Source organism: Pleionea mediterranea (assembly GCF_003148745.1).
GTDB classification, from domain to species: domain Bacteria; phylum Pseudomonadota; class Gammaproteobacteria; order Enterobacterales; family Kangiellaceae; genus Pleionea; species Pleionea mediterranea.
On the sequence record NZ_QGGU01000010.1, the window covers coordinates 175,505 to 194,154 of the forward strand.

Genomic DNA, 18,650 nt, shown 5'->3' on the forward strand with positions numbered 1-18,650 from the left:
CAGATTAATGAATATCTTTCCAATATTCTTTCTTCAGCAGGTATGCCAGAGCAAAAAACACAAGAATAAACAACAGTACATAAACACCCATGGACTGTCGTTTTAGTTTAACTGGCTCACCCACATAACTTAGGAAGTTTACCAAATCGCGTACGGATTCATCGTATTGCTCAGGTGACATAGTGCCTTCCGAAACAATCGATAACTCGCCGTCTTCATTTAACACTTGCTTACCCTGAAGAGGCTCCAGCACGTGCGGCATACCAACATCAGGAAAAACCGTGTTGTTGACACCGTAAGGCCGAGATGGATCGGTGTAGAAAGCACGCAAGTAATTGTACAGCCAGTCAACACCACGAAAACGGGCAACCAATGTTAAGTCTGGTGGCGCAGCACCAAACCAGTTTTCCGCGTACTTTTCTGGCATCGCGGACGTCATTAGATCGCCTATTTTTGATTCATCAAAAATAAAGTTTTGCTTTAGAACGTCTTCTGGAATGTTAAGGTCTTCACCCATACGCTTAAAACGCTGGTATTGAAGTCCATGACAGCCCATACAATAGTTCATGTATAGCTTGGCACCGTTTTGCAGAGAGACATTATCCGTCATGCGAATATTGGCTGGATCTTTTGGCGTATAGTCGCCACCGCCAGCCGCCATAATCGCAAAAGAAAAACTACTTAGTGCGAGTGCAATTATTCTTTTCATTAGTGCGTCACCCTCTCTGGTACAGGTTTGATTTTATCGAATAAATGATAAAACGGTAAAAATCCTAAGAAGAAGAAGAAATAATAAAAGGTGCCAATCTGAGCCATCAAAGTACGTCCTGGTGTTGGTGCTTTCATTCCCAGATAGCCAAGAATAATAAAGAACACAACAAACAGCGTCAGACCCAATTTATAAATCCAACCTTTGTAGCGAATGGATTTAACCGGACTGCGATCGAGCCATGGCAACAGGAATAACACAACAATCGATGCACCCATCGCCAGTACACCTAACGCTTTATCAGGTACTGCGCGCAGTACAGAATAGAACGGCGTAAAGTACCACACTGGCGCAATATGCTCAGGAGTCTTCAAGTTATCAGCCGGGGTAAAGTTAGGTGGCTCAAGAAAATAACCGCCGCCTTCCGGGAAGAAGAAGATAAACAGACAGAACAGGAATAAAAAGCCAGCCACTCCGACAATATCTTTAACCGTGTAGTAAGGGTGGAAAGGAATACCATCGAGGGGAATGCCTTTGTCGTCTTTCAGCTTCTTAATCTCAACACCATCTGGATTATTTGATCCAACGGCGTGTAATGCCACAATGTGCAAAAACACCATCAGTAACAGAGCGATTGGCAAGGCAACAACGTGCAGAGCAAAGAATCGATTGAGTGTTGCACCAGAAATCAGGTAATCACCACGAATCCAGGTCACCAGCTCTTCACCGTAAACCGGTACCGCAGAAAATAAGTTAATAATAACCTGAGCACCCCAGTAAGACATATTACCCCAAGGTAACAAATATCCCATAAAGGCTTCGGCCATCAGTAACACAAAAATTACCATACCGAACAACCACACCAGTTCTCTTGGTTTACGATAAGAGCCGTACATCATGCCTCGGAACATGTGCAGGTAAACCACCAGAAAGAACGCTGAAGCGCCGGTCGAGTGCATATACCTTAATAACCAACCGTAAGGTACATCACGCATGATGTATTCAACGGAGGCGAATGCATTTTCCGCAGACGGATTATAATGCATGGTCAGCCAGATACCGGTTAATAACTGATTCACCAGCACCAACAGTGCTAATGAGCCAAAGAAGTACCAGAAATTAAAGTTTCTGGGCGCATAGTATTCCGCAAGATGTTCATTCCAGACTTTGGTCGCTGGAAAACGGGCATCAACCCATCCCATGAATTGCTGCATTTTGGTCATTACGCCGCTCCTTCTTGATCGACACCAATCATAATGGTGTTATCGTTTATGTAGCTGTAAGGAGGAATTTCGAGGTTATTTGACGCTGGAACGCCCGAGTAAACCCGGCCAGCCAAATCAAATTTAGAACCATGACATGGGCAGAAAAAGCCGCCGTTCTCACCGGCTGAAAGTTCTTTCTTATGCTGAGGCACACAGCCCAGGTGGGTACAAATACCAACAACAACCAAGATGTCATCTTTAATCGAACGAGTCAAAGTGCCAATGTAGCCAGGTTGAAGCGTATCCGGCTTTTCAGACTTGGGATCTTTAAGCTTATCAGCCATCCCTTCCAGTTCATTTACACTGTTAGGCGAACGCTTAACCACAAAAATGGGCTTACCGCGCCATGCTGTCTTAATCGACTGGCCTTCTTTTAATTTACTTACGTCAACTTCAACCGGAGCACCTGCCGCCTGGGCACGGGCACTTGGAAGCCATGATTTAACGAAAGGTACTGCTATACCAACCGCGCCTGCTGCGCCTACTGCAGATGTTGACCACAGTAGAAACCGGCGGCGGCCGTTATCGACACCGTCTTTACTCATGCGGATTGTCTCCCCATCGGACTTCTTCTAAATTAATGAATTAGGATAATGTTCTTGAAATGCCATGAAACCGTTTTAGCAATAACCCCAAAGGAACATTTCAAACGGCGAAATCATATAGAAAAAGCCTAGATTTTACAAGGGAAATAGCATTTTTGCTTTCTAATCTATTGATTTATATTAGATTTTATTTTAGACGCAAAAAATCTCAGCCGGGGTAACTGAAGTGAAAGAATGGGCCATTTGAATTGCGGAATGAGTTGTGAAGGACAACAAACAAATAAAAAGCGCCGGATTTTATGATCCAGCGCTTTTTTGCAAAGCCAGACGTTAAGAAAAAATTAACGCTTAGAGAACTGAGGACGCTTACGAGCTTTGTGAAGACCAACTTTCTTACGTTCAACGGCACGCGCATCACGAGTAACAAAGCCAGCTTTACGAAGATCACCGCGTAACTCTTCGTTGTAATCCATTAACGCACGAGTGATACCATGACGAATCGCACCCGCTTGGCCAGTGGTTCCACCACCGCTAACGGTTACATTGATATCAAACTGCTCTAGAGTTTCGGTAAGCTCTAATGGTTGACGAACTACCATGCATGAGGTTTCACGACCGAAATACTCGTCAACTGGGCGACCGTTAATAGTGATCGCGCCCGAACCAGAGCGTAAAAATACGCGAGCGGTTGAGCTTTTACGACGACCGGTACCGTAATACTGTTCTGCCATCTTCTTATACCTTCTAAATATTCAATTCTTTTGGTTGCTGAGCAGCATGAGTGTGCTCGGCACCTGCAAATACACGCAATTTCTTAAACATTGCACGTCCCAGAGGGTTACGTGGCAACATACCCTTAACCGCATTTTGAATAATACGCTCTGGCGCTTTCTCACGAAGCTTACCCAGAGTAATTGAGCGGATACCACCAGGGTACTCAGTGTGACGGTAGTAAGTCTTAGCCGTCTCTTTTTTGCCCGTTACCGCTACTTTGTCAGCGTTAATAACAACTATGTAGTCGCCAGTATCAACGTGAGGCGTGTACTCAGGCTTATGCTTTCCGCGTAAACGGCGAGCAATTTCACTTGCAAGACGGCCTAGCGTCTTGCCTTCAGCGTCGACAATATACCAGTCGCGCTTTACAGATTCAGGTTTTGCAGTAAATGTTTTCATCGTCTCTTAGCTCCCAAACGGGCTTTGCTGAATTCCTAGCACCTTTAGTCAAGGTACATACCAAACTGAACGGGGCTTGGTTTATGGGCTTCTAAAAAGGAGCGCGAATTTTACAGAAAGCACAAGCCAGATACAAGCGATTTACTCAAATAATATTCAACCCTGAAAATCGGCTTCATTGGTAAGGCTTGTCAATGAGCTGGCTAAATTGTAACCGATTGACTCATTTACGCAATCAATCTCGTTAATTTTTGCCATTACACTAAAAAACAGGGACTTTTTAGCGGTTACCTCTTTATTTCCCAGCTCTTTTGTTATAAAAGTTCTGATGGATAATTTAAGACAGGGATTGTGCCCTGTTGACTAATAAATCTAAATCAATCACTAGACACGAAAACAACAAGGGGCTTTGTACCATGGCTGTTAAAAAGAAGAAGGCACCAGCAAAAAAGAAAGTAGCTGCTAAAAAAGCACCAGCGAAGAAGAAAGTAGCTGCTAAAAAGGCACCAGCAAAAAAGAAAGCCGCCGCGAAGAAAGCACCGGCTAAAAAAGCAGCAGCAAAAACCACTGCTGTAAAAGATCGTTTTAATAAGTCTCAAATGCTCAATGAAATTGCAGAACGTACCGAGCTTTCTCGTAAGCAAGTTTCCTCTGTAATGGATGAACTTTCTGTGTTGATTGAACGACACATTAAAAAACGCGCTTGCGGTGAGTTTGTTATGCCGGGACTTTTCAAAGTACAAACGGTTCGCAAACCAGCAACTAAAGCCAGAAAAGGCATTAATCCATTCACTGGCGAAGAAACTGTATTCAAAGCAAAACCCGCTCGTACAGTTGTTAAGGTTCGTCCTCTGAAGAAATTAAAAGAAATGGCCGAGTAATACTCACCATTTTCTACAAAAACAGGAGGCTTCGGCCTCCTGTTTTTGTATGTAGCGTTTCAACCGCTCTCAGTTCTGTTTCTCTACTTGTGGATTATCTTATTAAAAATAAGCGTTATCCTCCAATCGTTGTTTCCACTGACATCAATCAAAGACGGTTAACCTCGGTGCAAATTACCGCTTTATGAGGCCATTTTAAATTCCAGTGTGATTGTCTGGCTTTGCTGTTTGCCATCCTTAACCGGAAACTGCCATTTTTTTAGCGCCTGTATCGCGGCTTTCTCAAATACGCGCTTTGGGTTGGCTTCAAGCACATTGATGTTGATAACCTGCCCCTGCTCATTGATGTCAAATGACAAGGAAACAAATCCATCAAGATTTTTTAACCGCGCTTGTCTTGGGTATATGGGCTCAACTCTTACGCTGGGGCCTGAATGAGTCGCAATACCATGGTTTACGCCAGGAACGGCAACATCAAACCCTTTCGTACCCTTAAACAACGTATCTGTTACTGGAAACGACGGTGTAATAGCAACAGGCTGATTGTTTGCGCGAGGTTGATCAGGTTGCTTGACCGGTTCAGCCACGCTGTCCTTTTTTTTCGGCTTCACCTTATCTCGCTCGGAGCGATCCTTCAGGCTCAAATCATAATTATGAGTTTCATTAAGCACATCAATCGGTACGCTCGGCAGGCCACGGCTGTGATCGGCAGAAACCAGCTGACTCATAAATAATAAAACAGCAAAAACAGTGATCAATGAAAGTATGAATGACACGGTCAGTTTCATAAAATTCCCCTTAATAACGTTTATGTTTTAGGCAACATTTAATCTATGTTGATGTTTATTGCTGCAGCATAATTTATAAACGTCAAACTGGTGGAGACAGGGTTAATCAAGAGACAGAGCTCTGAGCAAATAGTAAGTCTTAAGAATAATGGGACTAAAAAAGGCAACAAAAAGCCTGCTTAAGATCACTCTAAAGCAGGCTTTTATTCAGTCGGGCTAATTTAAAGTCATGTAAAAAACCATGCGCATTTTGTTAAATGAGGCGAGTAATCACTGCCTTACTAAACAATCATTAACCCACTAACAGAGGAGCAATAACCAGACTTACAATTGCCATTACATTTATTAAGATGTTCATTGCCGGCCCCGAAGTATCTTTGAATGGATCGCCAACAGTGTCACCAACAACAGCAGCTTTGTGCACATCGGATCCTTTGCCACCCAGGTTACCTTTCTCAACATATTTTTTCGCATTGTCCCAGGCGCCACCCGCATTGGCCATAGTGAGGGCTAACAACACACAACTAACGAGTGCACCTCCGAGCATTCCGCCAAGGGCTTCTGGGCCTATGCCAAAGCCAACCACAACCGGCGCAAATACCGCCAGAGCACCTGGCAGAACCATCCGTTTTAGTGCAGCCGTGGTAGCAATATCCACACATCGGGCATTGTCTGGCTCAGCGGTTCCCTCTAACAATCCGGGAATTTCTTTGAATTGTCGGCGAATTTCTTTGATCATATCAAACGCTGCATCGCCCACCGCTCGCATGGTAATGGCGCTGACCAAAAACGGAAAAATCCCCCCAAGAAACATACCCGTCAGCACTTCTGGATTGCTGATATTAAGAGCAAAGCCTTCAACTTTACGACTAATGGTTTCAATGTAAGCCGCAATAATGGCTAACGCAGCCAATCCGGCAGCACCGATTGCGAAACCTTTTCCAATAGCGGCCGTGGTATTTCCCACTTCATCCAGACCATCGGTAATAGCGCGGGTTTCTTCACCCATTTCAGCCATTTCGGCTATGCCGCCTGCATTATCCGCCACTGGACCGTAAGCATCGATCGCCATGGTAATCCCCACCGTTGCCAACATTCCAACTGCACCAATACCGACACCATAGACACCAGCGCCTTCGGGTAACAGCGAGCTGCTGATAAAAATAATCGCAGCAATGGTTAACACAGGGATCACCACCGACTGCATGCCGACGGCAAGGCCTGCAATCATCACCGTCGCAGGCCCGGTTTCACCACCTCTGGCAATGTCTCTAACAGGTTTACCACCTGTGTAATACTCGGTCACCAGGCCAATAATAATGCCACCGGCGGCACCAGCAACCACGCATAACCAGACATTAAAGTGGATCCCGAAATACTGAATCACCAGATAAGCGGCCAACATGAGTAACAACGTCGAACCAATGGTACCGATCCTTAGGGCTTTTGCCGGATCGGAGCCGGAAAACACCTTCACCACCAGAATACCGATCACTGAACAAATTAATCCTACAGAGGCTAAAGCCAGGGGTAAGAACATCAATGTTTCGGCAGTTTCTGCGCCAGACGCCATTATCGCGACAGAGCTTGAAGCCATGGTTGAAGCAATCGCGATGGTTGCAATCATCGAACCACAGTAGGACTCGAATATATCAGATCCCATACCGGCAATATCGCCCACGTTATCACCAACATTATCGGCAATGACACCAGGATTTCGAGGATCATCCTCCGGGATACCTGCCTCAACTTTTCCCACCAGATCGGCACCAACATCAGCACTCTTAGTAAAAATCCCACCACCAACACGTGAAAATAAGGCAACGGTGGATGCGCCCATGCCAAAGCCATGGATCGCTTCGGCGTGTTCTGGATTTGCACCAAACAGCAAGTACAAGCCACCGAGTCCAAGCAATCCCATTGACGCAACGGTAAGTCCCATAATCGAGCCGCCGAAGAATGCAATTGAAAGCGCTTCTGACGCCCCTTTCTGGTTAGCGGCAACCGTTGTTCGAACATTGGCGAAAGTGGCCGTGTACATACCAATGTATCCTGCAGAGGCAGAGCAAAGCGCGCCAACCACGAAAGCCAGTGGCGTGTGCCAGCTACCAAAGCCGATATACAATAGAACGGTTAATACCGCTGCAAAAATAAATAGCACCGTGTATTCACGACGCATAAAGACCATGGCACCCAGATGAATAGCGTCCGCGATCTGTTTAATTTTCCCTTCACCAGCAGGATTTTTTTTAACCAGAGCAAAAATGATGAACGCAAGGATAATACCAGCCACACCAAGGACTGGAGGAATATACAACAAGTCAGACATAGAACCCCCGTAAGCTTAAAATTTGTCAGCTTTAGCATAAAAACTGAACATGAAATGTCTCTTAAGTAAAGAGACAAGATGCCGACGGACAAGCGACACGACCTGAACCGGTTAAGTTCGCCACTTCTGGCACTGAGATAGCGTCAAGATCACGCTACCGGGAACAATAACGAATTCCTATTATTGTCTTTATATCAGTTATCGTTTTTATAACGTAATTGTATGGGATAACAATGATTCCGCAGGTTAATTTATAACCTGTTGATTTTTAGTACAATTTTATACATTTAATGAGCAATTTATTTTGCAATGCAATAACTGTATAATACGCGCCCTTCTACAGTCTCAAACACACAATTGAGTAGGAAATCATGAGTTTAAATAAAGTTGCATCCGGACGAGATCTTCCAGAAGAGATCAATGTCATCATTGAAATACCTGCCCACGCAGAGCCGGTAAAATACGAAGTAGATAAAGACTCAGGCGCTATGTTTGTTGATCGCTTTATGGCGACCTGTATGCATTACCCATGCAACTATGGCTATGTGCCACACACTTTGTCAGAAGATGGTGACCCGGTCGATGTACTGGTTCCCACCCCCTTCCCGTTGATGGGTGGTTCAGTGATCCGATGCCGTCCCGTTGGTGTGTTAAATATGACCGATGAGTCAGGCTCAGACGCCAAATTAATTGCGGTACCTGTATCCAAATTAACGCCGATTTACAAAGACGTTCATGAAACAAAAGATTTATCTGAGTTGTTACTGAACCAGATTGAACATTTCTTTGAACACTACAAAGATCTTGAGCCAGGTAAGTGGGTTAAGATTGAAGGCTGGGACAATGCCGAAGCGGCTAAAAAAGAAATCACTGACAGCGTCGCCCGTTATGAAGCCAGTGACGAAAAACCAGCGTTCTAATTAACTGGTTTTTTAGACATAAAAAAGCCGTCTTTATGACGGCTTTTTTGATCAATATAGCTATTCAAAAAAACATTACTGAATAATCAAGGCACCCGATACGGTGGTCATTTTTACCCGTCCGGCACTAGTGCCGAGTTCTAACTGCAATGACTTCTCACTGATAAATGATGCGTCAGCCGTATCATCCGACAACTTATTGATAATATCGCCGCCAGGCCCTGTTTGCATATCCAGCGTTGCGTTTAACGGGTTTTCCAACGACAAAGCGATTTCACCGGTAACCGACGACAACTTTACAAAAGGTTTTTCTGAGACCTTTCCATTGATGGTTATTCCGCCAGAAACCGACGTCACTTTTAATTGTTCAATAGACGAAAGCTTTGCCTGAACGTCACCAGAAATTGCACTGATCGACACAGAAGTGGCATCCGACTGAACTTCGATATCACCACTGACAGAGGATAAAGCCAGTGTGCCATTGGTCTGCAAAAGCTTTAACTCGCCACTGACGCTATTGATTTTTGCGCCACCAAGCAGGTTTTGGCCTTTGACTGAACCGCTGACCGTTTCAATATTCACAGCCTTACTCAATCCTGACACCTCAACACTGGCCGACACGGTTTTGACCTCAAGTGCCAGTCGCTTTGGTAACGTGATTGATAAGTCCGAAGATGATTTACCGCGAAAACTTTTATTCTCCGGCATGATCACTTTTAATACTATTGCATCACCTTGCTGCTCAAAAACCAACGAATCAGCAGCTGAATCAACCTTCCCGGAGACTAATACCTGCTCGCCATTACTGCCCGTTAATGTCAGATTTCCGCGGGAATTTTCAACCACCAGTTTAGTGGCATCGGTTGCATCCAGAGACTGTTGTATGTCACTGCTTGCTGCAAATACCAATTGACAACTAAAAGCCGCTATAAGCCACCAAAACTTCATGCTTCACCTCTCATACTGGAAAAGCTTTGTTCAACTCGCTCAATCAGTTGCTCTTCACGTTGATACGTTTCTTCTAACAATTCTGTTAACCGGGCATTATCTGGCTCTGCAATCATGGCTTTGCGAATATCCAGTAAAGCCTGCTCAATAATCACCAGATTATTTTGAATGTCTGCGGCCACCTCAGGATCCATTTTACTCGCCATATTCGAAAAATCTTCAACGAAGCTGGCTTTGATAATTTGTCGGCGTTGCTCCAGCAACTGAAACTCCTGTTGCTGTGCCACATAGTGTTCATGACTTTGTTGAAATGCCTGATAATCTGACAAAGTTTTAATCGATAATATAGAAGACGCCACAGCGACCAATAAGCTCGCAGCAACCGCGTAGGGCATCCATCCTCTATTAGCAACTGGTTGATTAACCCTCTGATTCATACCAGAATCAATAGACGCTGTATGACGACCGGACTGATTTAAAATTTTATCTTTTACTGCAGACCAGCCATCGTTGGCTGGTTCAATTTCATCGGGCAAAGCGGACATAGCTTTTTCGATGTTCGCCCAATCGTTACCGCTTGTTCGATCGTGACTCATGAAAACCTCGCTTTTAATAATGCTCTGGCACGGTGTAACTGTGCTTTACAGGCGCCTTCGGATATCGCCATTTTTTCAGCAATCTCCTGATGTTTATAACCTTCAATATCGTGCAAAACCAAAACCATTCTGGCCCTTGTGGGCAACTCGGCAATGGCTCGTTCCAAATCTCGTTTTAAATGAAGCCTCTCTGCTTCATGACCAGAATGCAAGGTGTCATAGTCTTCGCCTTCCAGCAATTGATTCTTCTTGGTACGAAAAAAACTGATGACCAGATTACTGGTGAGACGATACAACCAGGTACCAAACTGGCTGTCGCCATGAAACTGTGAAATTTTTCGCCAGGCCATTACAAATGCCTCCTGCATCAACTCTTCAGCTAATGCTTCATTGGCCGTCATGCGCAAGCATAACGCATATACACGCTTATAAAAATATCGATAGAGATGCTCAAAAGCGCCTAACTCCCCCGCTTTTGCATCATTTACCCAGCCATCGATGACTTTTCTGTCGCGCTGGAGTGATGTTAACTCCACTAAGTTACTGTCCAAACGTAATCCCGTTTTTGTTGCTTTTACTGTTTGACGAGGCAAATCCAGATAAGGTTTAAAGTATAGCGAACAACCATCTAAGTATATCGGTTGAACATACAAAAAAGCCGCAAATAAATGCGGCTTTAGTAAATCAACCCTTTAACAGGTTAAATAAAAAGATAAATAACTCATTAACCCTGCTTTAATAACTCCCTAAGATCGATAATAGCTGCATTGGCACGGGACACATAAGATGCCATCACTAACGAGTGATTGGCTAGAAAGCCAAAGCCATCACCGTTTAGAACCATAGGTGTCCAGATTGACGTTTGCGTACTTTCCAGCTCACGAATAATCTGTCGTAAACTAACGGTGGCATTTTTCTTCGCCAATACATTCGCAAAGTCCACTTCTATGGCTTTTAATAAATGAATCAAAGCCCAGCAAGCCCCTCTGGTTTCATAAAAGTTATCATCAATTAACAACCAGGGCGTTTTAACCATCACTTGATCCTGTGTGGCTGTCGATTGCTCAGCTGCCGTATCGCCTGCTAAATCGGTATTCAATCGCTCCTGACCAACACTGGCGGTTAGACGCTGGGACAAACTACCCAGTCGCTTTTCAACCACTTCCAGCCATACTCGCAAATTGTCGGCGCGGGCGTAAAACTGGGCACCACTGTTTTGACTGTCTTTCAAATTATCTCGATAGGCTGTTAGCTGCTCGACACCACTGGCGTAAGAAGCTTCGGCTTCAGGCCAGATCCAGGAAAGCCGGTCTATGTTAAATAATGGCTCGGCTTCTTTTAAATTAACATTTTCCAGCGATTGCGATTGGCTACGACTGATGTGATTGCGCAGGGTATTCGCCATATCACGCACCTGAACCAGAGCACCGTATTCCCAGGCAGGCATATTGTCCATAAACAAGCTTGGCGGGATAATATCGTTACTCAAAAATCCGCCCTGTTTATTTAATAGCGTATCGACGATGCGAATGGTGGTGTTAACCGTTGTATAGCCCACCACAAATTCTTTGTTGTCGGCTGATTTTGTCGACTGCTCAGATTGAACATTGAACATATCCGGCTCAATGCTCCAATAAACCGTAACCCCATATAAAATAACAAATAATGCCACCAGACCAATGATGATCAATTTTATCGGGTTAAAAAAAGCGTTCTCTCGCGATGCTTTTACTTGTTCGTTCATGCTGTCTCCATAGATGACGTTTTAGCTGCGGTCTTATTTCTGCTAAGTTATTCCGCGGACTTAACGGGAACAGTAAATTTCTGTTTACTGCCATCGCTAAAATGAAGTACACCGTTTACAACCTGTTGCTCTGAAACAGGATGATTAAGCCCCATCAACATAACATGAAGGCCGCCGGGGTTAAATTCAACCGTTTGCTTGGGGGCAAGTGTAATGCTTGACTGATGCTTCATGGAGCTCACCCCTTCTTGCTCCACCGTTTGATGCATCATGCTGTGTTTGGCAATATCCAGAGTAACCTCTAGTAACTCAACGGCTGTTGAGGAATGATTGGTTAATGTCATGTACATGGCGGTTGAACGCTGTACTGGCAACACACTTCTTACCCAGGCATTTTCAATCTTAAGAATCTCGGTGTCTTGTTTACTGTCTTGCTTATTTTCTAGATTAGAGTCTTGTTTAGACTCTGCCTCCGAAGCGCTTAGTTGAGTAAACCCCATAGTTAAAATAAGAAGTATTGAAAAAGTAACTATCTTCATCGTCAGTATCTTTAGGCCTATTTAAGAGTGGCTTAAGGATACTGCTTGTGCCACAAAAAATCATCATCACCGTTCGCAATTTATCAATCTGCTAACTTAACTAACGCAAGTTATCTTTCGACGTTATATCAAACGGTTAAGCGACAAAACCCAAGTTTAGAGTTTATCGGTCAAAACAGTCGTTAAAAAATAAGCCACCAATGTAGGTGCGGTAAAGAAAATGGCACTGATTACAAAGGCTACCCTCACCACGACTACATCCCAACCAAAGTAATCGGCGACACCGCCACAAACACCAAACAGTTTACTTCTGATGCGGGAACGGTAAAAACGACGTTTCGGTCGATGACTCTTGTGCTTATCATAAAAACTATAGTTCATACATCACCTCTAAGCAGACTTATTATGCGCGACCTTTAGCAGGCACAATGGCTGAAAAATAAAACCTCGGCCTGCTAAAGAAAGCTTTGCAGCCCTTTATTGTTTAGCGACTTTTTGCTTTAGCGCTTTTAATTCATTTTCAATGTGTTCTGAAACCACCAGATCATCAATTTGATGCTTTAAACTGACATTTTGCCCCAGAGACATAGCCTCCACTTCCGCTTCCATTTGATCGATTTTTCGTTCGAACATCTCAAACTTTTCAAAGGCAGAGTTTAGATTAGGGCGATTGACCTGTTGCTTAACCTGCTTCTGCTGACAAAGGGTTTGTTGCCTTAATAGCATGGTGTCACGTCGTGCCACTGCTTCATTTAACTTACTCTGTAAACGGGAAACATCAAATTCCAGTTTTTCCAAAGCCCCTTCCAATTCTTTCATTTCCTGCTTCTGAACATTAAAAACCTGCTCCAGACGATTTTTTTCCTGCAAGGCTGCAGTGGCCAGGTCATCACGTTCCTTGCTAACGGCCAGTTCAGCTTTTTCCTGCCAGCAAGCAATATCCTTCTCAATGGAGGCCATTTTTCGTGACAGTTCTTTTTTATCGGCAATAGTTCTTGCTGAAGCACTTCTTACTTCAATTAATGTTTGTTCCATTTCCTGAATGATCAATCGAACCAGTTTTTCTGGATCTTCTGCTTTATCAAGTAACGAATTAATGTTGCTGTTGATAATGTCTGATAATCGGCCAAAAACTCCCATGGGCTTATTCCTCTCTTTAAATTACATTCAACGAATTCTAAAAAATCACTAAGCATAATTTTTCACAATCTGTGCTAAACATCTTTCACATTCTGTGCCAAACTCTTAAGAATCTAATTTAGATCATATTTTTCAATAAGTTAAAGGCTTAGAAGCTCGTGTATGAGTTAATTTCTGTGAAAAAGAACAAGGTGGAATTTAGGATATTTAACCAATTAATGGTTTGATTTGCCGACCGTATAGAAAACGCTATGAATGAATAAAATGCCAAAAGATGGAACAAGATAGAATGACTCGGCCTCTACTAGACCTCAGTTACTCATCGCTGGGCTCATGGCTTTTAGTGCATCAAGCAAGACCTGACTGGAAGCTTCTGGTTTGTTGGCATTTTCACTGATGTATCGACGCCATAACCGACCACCCGGCTGGGCATGAAACATACCCAGTAAATGGCGTGATACCTGATTTAGCTTGCCGCCATTGGCCAGATGACGATCGATATAGGGCAACATAGCCATGACCACGGACTCACGATCCACGGGCGCCCGTTGATCGCCATAGAACATTTGATCCACCTGAGACAGGATAAAGGGGTTTTGATAGGCTTCTCGACCGATCATCACGCCATCCACATACTGCAAATGATCCTGAGCCTGTTGCAGGGAAACTACACCGCCATTGATAATGATCTCTAACTCAGGAAAATCCTGCTTAATTTGATACACGCGATCATAATGCAAGGGCGGAATTTCTCGATTCTGTTTGGGACTTAAGCCACTAAGCCAGGCTTTTCTTGCATGAATAATAAAGGTTTTGCACCCCGCCGTGGCAACCGTATCAATAAATCGGGTTAAATGCTCATAACTGTCTAAATCATCGACACCGGTTCGGCACTTTACCGTGACAGGTACCTTCACTGCCTGTTGCATTTTATTGATACAGGCGGCGACTAATTCAGGTTCTGCCATCAGGCAAGCACCTATTTTGCCTCGCTGGACTCTGTCACTCGGGCAGCCTACATTAAGATTGATTTCATCATAACCGAACTGCTCACTGATTCGGGAGGCTTCAGCGAGCTCATCGGGATCGCCACCGCCCAGTTGCACGGCCAAGGGATGCTCAGCTTTATGAAAGCCCAGCAGCATATCCCGGTTGCCATGGATCACGGCGCCGGTTGTCACCATTTCCGTATAAAGCACCGTATGATGTGAAATCAGTCGTAGAAAGTAGCGATCATGACGATCAGTCCAGTCCATCATAGGTGCAACGCTTATGGTTCTATTCATTCCCGCCCTTAAAATTTCGCTTAAACTCTACTTAGAGCTTATCTTAAGCCCACTCAGTTCATTCAGCTGTTGTGGGTGTTAACATTGAATTCGCGCCGAATTGTACTAAATTTATAGAAAGCGTAAATAGAAAAATAAATATGCAGCAGACACCTTTTCGTATCGCAACTATTCAAGATGACTCAGAAGACAATCGATTGTTGGCTCGTATATTCGCCCGTGACGAATTTGATGTCAGCAGTTTTGAAACGCCACGAGAGCTGATTCAGTATATGAGGATCCAGCCTGTTCCTCATTGTGTGATTACGGATTTAACCATTAAAAAGTCTTCTGGTGTTGAGCTTATTGAAAAAATTCGTCACAACACGCGCTGGAAAGATGTACCCATATTAGTGCTGGCAAAATCCGTCAGTAAACAAGAGTTAATCGAATTAAATCGACTTAAAATAAACAGTTACATCGTAAAGCCTTATCAGCCTCCTCGGTTATTTTCTGATGTGCTAAAGCTGCTGGGCCTTGAAGTTGTCACTGAAAAAAAAGCGGTAAAACGCAAAGTTCTGAAACATTAAAGTTTGAGCTAAACTGGCCGATAACGTGACTAGTAACACAATGTTGACCTTTCTGCTCATACACGAGCAAGCTACAGTACGCTTTCAATGCGTGTTATTAACGTAGCTATTCACTTCAGGACGTTTTGGTCGTATTGTCTTGTTATCAACCAAGACTCTGCAAAACGGCGACATGATGTTAACGCTTTGCGGAAGATTTTTTGATTGCTATACCCTAGGAGCTAACACATGAAAAAAGTTTTAATCGCAACTTTATCGACCGGCCTTCTGCTAAGCAGCTATTCTGCGCCGGTAAAAGCTAATGATGATTTGCTTCGACTGGCTATCAGCCTATGTGACTTTGCAAAAACCGATGATAGAACATCGATGCGCCGAAAACTTAGAGCCGCCGGAATGCGATTACGCGCTATTTATCCAGCGATAAAGTGCGGTAGCGACGGCAGCTTATTACGAGTTGCAACAGTTAACAATGCCATGGGCGCGGCTAAATTTCTAGCTGCAAAGGCAGGTTCTGATGCCATTACTGAGCCAGGTCACGACGGCCAAAATATCGTTAAATGGGCCGAAGGATTAGTGGCCAGTGGCGATGCATCAAAGCAGCCTTTTGTTGAATTATTCAAATCAAAAATGTAACCGGGTAATCGGTGAGTTAGCTCCTCTCGATACATTGAAGGCGCGGCTCAAGATGAGCCGCTAACCTTCTCTTAAAAACAAGTGCTAACTTTCCTTTCGATCAAAAAAGCCCTTTTAAAAAGGGCTTTTTTGATCGTTCATATTTCTAATAAGAACCTGAAGTTTCACATCAAATCTTAAATTGTGACACCATCTGTTTGAGTTCTGCTGCCAGCTTTGCCAATTGCTGACTGGCATCGAGACTTTCATTTGACCCCTGTGCCGTTTGATCGGCCAGTGATGATATGGTGGTAATATTTTCGTGCATTTCATTGGTTACTGCACTTTGCTCTTCTGCAGAGCTGGCAATGTGTGTACTCATATCATTGATGACCCCTACTGCACGAGTAATCGACTCCAATGCTTTGCCGGCTTTTGCTGTTTGATCAACACTGACCCTAGCTTCATCCTGACTTTTTTCCATGACGGTAACGGCGTCTTTTGTTCCATTTTGCAATCGCTCGATCATGCCCTGAATTTCAGAGGTGGATTCTTGAGTTTTACTTGCCAGTGTTCGTACTTCATCGGCCACTACGGCAAATCCTCGACCTTGCTCGCCAGCCCTTGCGGCTTCGATCGCTGCGTTAAGTGCAAGTAAGTTGGTTTGATCAGCGATACCCCGAATAACATCAAGTACTGAGCCAATGTTGTCGCTGTACTCGTTTAATTTGTATATCACACCTGAAGCGCTTTCTATTTCGCTTGCCAGACTATTAATGGTCGCTATATTTTGACGAACAATTTCCTGACCAGTTTGCGTTTCTGCGTTTGCTCCTTGCACTTCCTGTAAGGTGCTATTGGCGCTATTGGCCACTTCATTAACGGTTGCTGTCATCTCGGCCATAGCAGTTGCAACTAATTCAGTTTGCTCTCGTTGACTATTAATCGATTGATGACCTTCGCGAGCTATATTCTCAGTTTGCTCTGCACTGGCTGCCAGTTGTTCTGAACTGCTGGCAATGGATCCCAGGATTTGCCGAAGTTTTGCCACCAGATTATTGACACTATCACCCAGGGAACCGAGTTCATCTTGACGTTCTACATTAATCGAACGTGTTAAATCCCCATCGGCCACATTTCCGATCACTTCAACAACCTGATTGAGCGGCTTTCGAATACTGCCTATCACCAAAAATGAAATTAAAACAGCCGCCGCAATGGCAACCAGTGCAATCACAATAATAATTGACTGACTGCTGGTTACTTGATCAATCGCCTGCTCTTTTGACTGCTCGGCAAATTGTTTCACTTCCTGCACCACAACACGCAATTGTTTAATGGCATCACTCAAGTGTTTTTCCGCATCAAGAAGAGTACTCAACGATTTGCTTGCTGCATTTAGTTGATTGGTGTACATCGATAACACGCCATCATTGCCAAGCGCTAAATCTTCGTACTTATTTAATGCGGCTCCCACCTGAGAGTAATAATCGGAGTTACTGGCACTGGAACCAGCCAGCTCACTGAATTTTTCTTTGGCTGACGCAACGATTGCGCGCATATCTTTTTTCACAATATTGATGGTTTCTGTATCTTCCAGATTTAACGCATCGGTAGTACTTATGGTTCCTTCACGAGCCAGGTTACCAATTGAGCGAATCACCTGAGCATCGTCGGGCGATGACACATCTTCACCCAGATCATAAATTAGGCTATCAAGCTCATCCGCTATATCTTCGAAGTTCATTCGCTGATCTTGAATTCGTTTCGCAAGTTCCAACTCAAGTTGATGAGATGAAAAAACAGTGGGGATATCTGCAAAATAAACATCGACTTTCTGTTTCGCCTGAGCAAAAGTTTTCAATAACTTGGGGTGACCACTCGCCAAACGTTGCATTTGATTTTTTTGCTTTTCATAGTTTGCTTGCAAGGCAGTAAATTGCCCTTCCATTGTTTGCAGCTCAGCTATTTTGTTAGATTTTTGATGTCTATTTACACGGTCGTTGGCTTCAAGCAAGGTTGAAATAAGTTCACCGCTGGTTTGCAACATAGGCGTTGCTTCATCCACAACACCTTCGAGATTTTTATTAATGCTATTCACACCGGTTAAACTGACAATACTGGTAATCAATAACAGCAATACGACTACGCCAAAACCACCGGCAATTCGTGCAGATACAGTTAAATTCATAGAGCGACCCTGTTCCCCACCCAATTTTAATTTCGAACTTGGGCTTATAATAAAAATATTAGAAAAATCACTAAGATATAGCTTAGATCAAGAAACCATAAGTTGCTAAGTTTCCTGGTTATATTGGTATATCGGCATAGAAATCATCAAATTGAGCCAAATTTACAGAAAGTTTCGAGATAGACTCGCTAACTGTTTAAGTTTTATACAGTTAATTATATTAGCTCATTCCCATGTTTATGTTTTATAAGATAAGAGGCTTAAGCCAATCATAAACATTTACACGTTTTTTAAAAGGCATAAAAAAACCCGCTTTCGCGTAATGCCGATCAGTTAAGCAAATAAAGCTTGATATTTTCGGCAAAAAGATCAAAATCCGATGATCACAGGTCATCGGATTTTTTTTATGCGTTTT

20 protein-coding genes are annotated in these 18,650 nt (G+C 43.7%); 4 read left to right on the forward strand and 16 right to left on the reverse strand.

Annotated features, from left to right (window positions below; genetic code table 11):
- Positions 1-4: 4 nt before the first annotated feature.
- From C8D97_RS14355 to rplM, 5 genes are all read right to left on the reverse strand, one after another.
- Entirely contained in the window at positions 5-709 is a 705-nt protein-coding gene (locus C8D97_RS14355) for a cytochrome c1 (RefSeq protein WP_109764483.1), read from the reverse strand.
- Positions 709-1,923, reverse strand: coding sequence for a cytochrome b (locus tag C8D97_RS14360; RefSeq protein WP_109764509.1), 1,215 nt, complete (start codon positions 1,921-1,923; stop codon positions 709-711). Before C8D97_RS14360 ends, C8D97_RS14355 begins: the two co-directional genes overlap by 1 nt.
- An 8-nt stretch (positions 1,924-1,931) precedes the next feature.
- Positions 1,932-2,519: a ubiquinol-cytochrome c reductase iron-sulfur subunit gene (gene petA / locus C8D97_RS14365; protein WP_109764484.1), complete on the reverse strand. Its 588-nt coding sequence runs from the start codon at positions 2,517-2,519 to the stop codon at positions 1,932-1,934.
- Positions 2,520-2,860: 341 nt separating this feature from the next.
- On the reverse strand, positions 2,861-3,250 hold the full coding sequence (rpsI, locus tag C8D97_RS14370; protein ID WP_109764485.1) for a 30S ribosomal protein S9: 390 nt from the start codon (positions 3,248-3,250) through the stop codon (positions 2,861-2,863).
- A gap of 13 nt (positions 3,251-3,263) precedes the next feature.
- On the reverse strand, positions 3,264-3,692 hold the full coding sequence (gene rplM, locus C8D97_RS14375) for a 50S ribosomal protein L13 (RefSeq protein WP_109764486.1): 429 nt from the start codon (positions 3,690-3,692) through the stop codon (positions 3,264-3,266).
- A 416-nt stretch (positions 3,693-4,108) separates the two neighbouring features.
- On the opposite strand from rplM, the gene C8D97_RS14380 reads away from it, so the two are divergent.
- Positions 4,109-4,573, forward strand: coding sequence for an HU family DNA-binding protein (locus C8D97_RS14380; protein WP_109764487.1), 465 nt, complete (start codon positions 4,109-4,111; stop codon positions 4,571-4,573).
- Between the two features lie 182 nt (positions 4,574-4,755).
- Here the strand turns inward: C8D97_RS14380 and C8D97_RS14385 are convergent, their stop codons facing one another.
- Both C8D97_RS14385 and C8D97_RS14390 read right to left on the reverse strand, forming a co-directional pair.
- Positions 4,756-5,361, reverse strand: a complete 606-nt coding sequence (locus C8D97_RS14385; RefSeq protein ID WP_109764488.1) for a TonB family protein — start codon at positions 5,359-5,361, stop codon at positions 4,756-4,758.
- 292 nt (positions 5,362-5,653) lie between these two features.
- Positions 5,654-7,690 (reverse strand): sodium-translocating pyrophosphatase, encoded by a 2,037-nt coding sequence (locus C8D97_RS14390; RefSeq protein WP_109764489.1) that lies wholly within the window; start codon positions 7,688-7,690, stop codon positions 5,654-5,656.
- 371 nt (positions 7,691-8,061) lie between these two features.
- Here C8D97_RS14390 and ppa point away from each other — a divergent pair, with 371 nt between their 5' ends.
- Positions 8,062-8,610, forward strand: coding sequence for an inorganic diphosphatase (gene ppa, locus C8D97_RS14395; RefSeq protein WP_109764490.1), 549 nt, complete (start codon positions 8,062-8,064; stop codon positions 8,608-8,610).
- Between the two features lie 75 nt (positions 8,611-8,685).
- On the opposite strand, the gene C8D97_RS14400 is transcribed toward ppa, so the two are convergent.
- The 8 genes from C8D97_RS14400 to dusA form a co-directional block, all read right to left on the reverse strand.
- A complete protein-coding gene (locus tag C8D97_RS14400; RefSeq protein ID WP_109764491.1) occupies positions 8,686-9,558 on the reverse strand; it encodes a DUF4097 family beta strand repeat-containing protein in 873 nt (290 codons plus the stop codon).
- A complete protein-coding gene (locus C8D97_RS14405; protein ID WP_109764492.1) occupies positions 9,555-10,154 on the reverse strand; it encodes a hypothetical protein in 600 nt (199 codons plus the stop codon). The genes C8D97_RS14400 and C8D97_RS14405 overlap by 4 nt, the downstream gene beginning before the upstream one ends.
- Positions 10,151-10,705 carry an RNA polymerase sigma factor gene (locus C8D97_RS14410; protein WP_170115265.1) on the reverse strand — a complete coding sequence of 185 codons (555 nt, stop codon included), beginning with the start codon at positions 10,703-10,705 and terminating at the stop codon, positions 10,151-10,153. The genes C8D97_RS14405 and C8D97_RS14410 overlap by 4 nt, the downstream gene beginning before the upstream one ends.
- Before the next feature lie 173 nt (positions 10,706-10,878).
- A complete protein-coding gene (locus C8D97_RS14415) occupies positions 10,879-11,898 on the reverse strand; it encodes a DUF2333 family protein (protein WP_109764494.1) in 1,020 nt (339 codons plus the stop codon).
- A 47-nt stretch (positions 11,899-11,945) separates the two neighbouring features.
- Entirely contained in the window at positions 11,946-12,437 is a 492-nt protein-coding gene (locus tag C8D97_RS14420) for a copper chaperone PCu(A)C (RefSeq protein WP_109764495.1), read from the reverse strand.
- A 156-nt stretch (positions 12,438-12,593) separates the two neighbouring features.
- The gene (locus tag C8D97_RS14425) at positions 12,594-12,818 is read right to left on the reverse strand and encodes a PspC domain-containing protein (RefSeq protein ID WP_109764496.1); all 225 of its coding nucleotides are present in this window, start codon (positions 12,816-12,818) and stop codon (positions 12,594-12,596) included.
- A gap of 96 nt (positions 12,819-12,914) precedes the next feature.
- Positions 12,915-13,577 carry a phage shock protein PspA gene (gene pspA, locus C8D97_RS14430; RefSeq protein WP_109764497.1) on the reverse strand — a complete coding sequence of 221 codons (663 nt, stop codon included), beginning with the start codon at positions 13,575-13,577 and terminating at the stop codon, positions 12,915-12,917.
- Between the two features lie 311 nt (positions 13,578-13,888).
- On the reverse strand, positions 13,889-14,863 hold the full coding sequence (gene dusA, locus C8D97_RS14435) for a tRNA dihydrouridine(20/20a) synthase DusA (RefSeq protein WP_109764498.1): 975 nt from the start codon (positions 14,861-14,863) through the stop codon (positions 13,889-13,891).
- 140 nt (positions 14,864-15,003) lie between these two features.
- On the opposite strand from dusA, the gene C8D97_RS14440 reads away from it, so the two are divergent.
- Together C8D97_RS14440 and C8D97_RS14445 are read left to right on the forward strand one after the other, a co-directional pair.
- Positions 15,004-15,432: a response regulator gene (locus C8D97_RS14440; RefSeq protein WP_109764499.1), complete on the forward strand. Its 429-nt coding sequence runs from the start codon at positions 15,004-15,006 to the stop codon at positions 15,430-15,432.
- 228 nt (positions 15,433-15,660) lie between these two features.
- Positions 15,661-16,065 carry a DUF3718 domain-containing protein gene (locus C8D97_RS14445; protein WP_109764500.1) on the forward strand — a complete coding sequence of 135 codons (405 nt, stop codon included), beginning with the start codon at positions 15,661-15,663 and terminating at the stop codon, positions 16,063-16,065.
- A 169-nt stretch (positions 16,066-16,234) separates the two neighbouring features.
- Here C8D97_RS14445 and C8D97_RS14450 read toward each other — a convergent pair whose 3' ends face one another.
- A complete protein-coding gene (locus tag C8D97_RS14450) occupies positions 16,235-18,235 on the reverse strand; it encodes a methyl-accepting chemotaxis protein (RefSeq protein ID WP_109764501.1) in 2,001 nt (666 codons plus the stop codon).
- Positions 18,236-18,650: the final 415 nt, after the last annotated feature.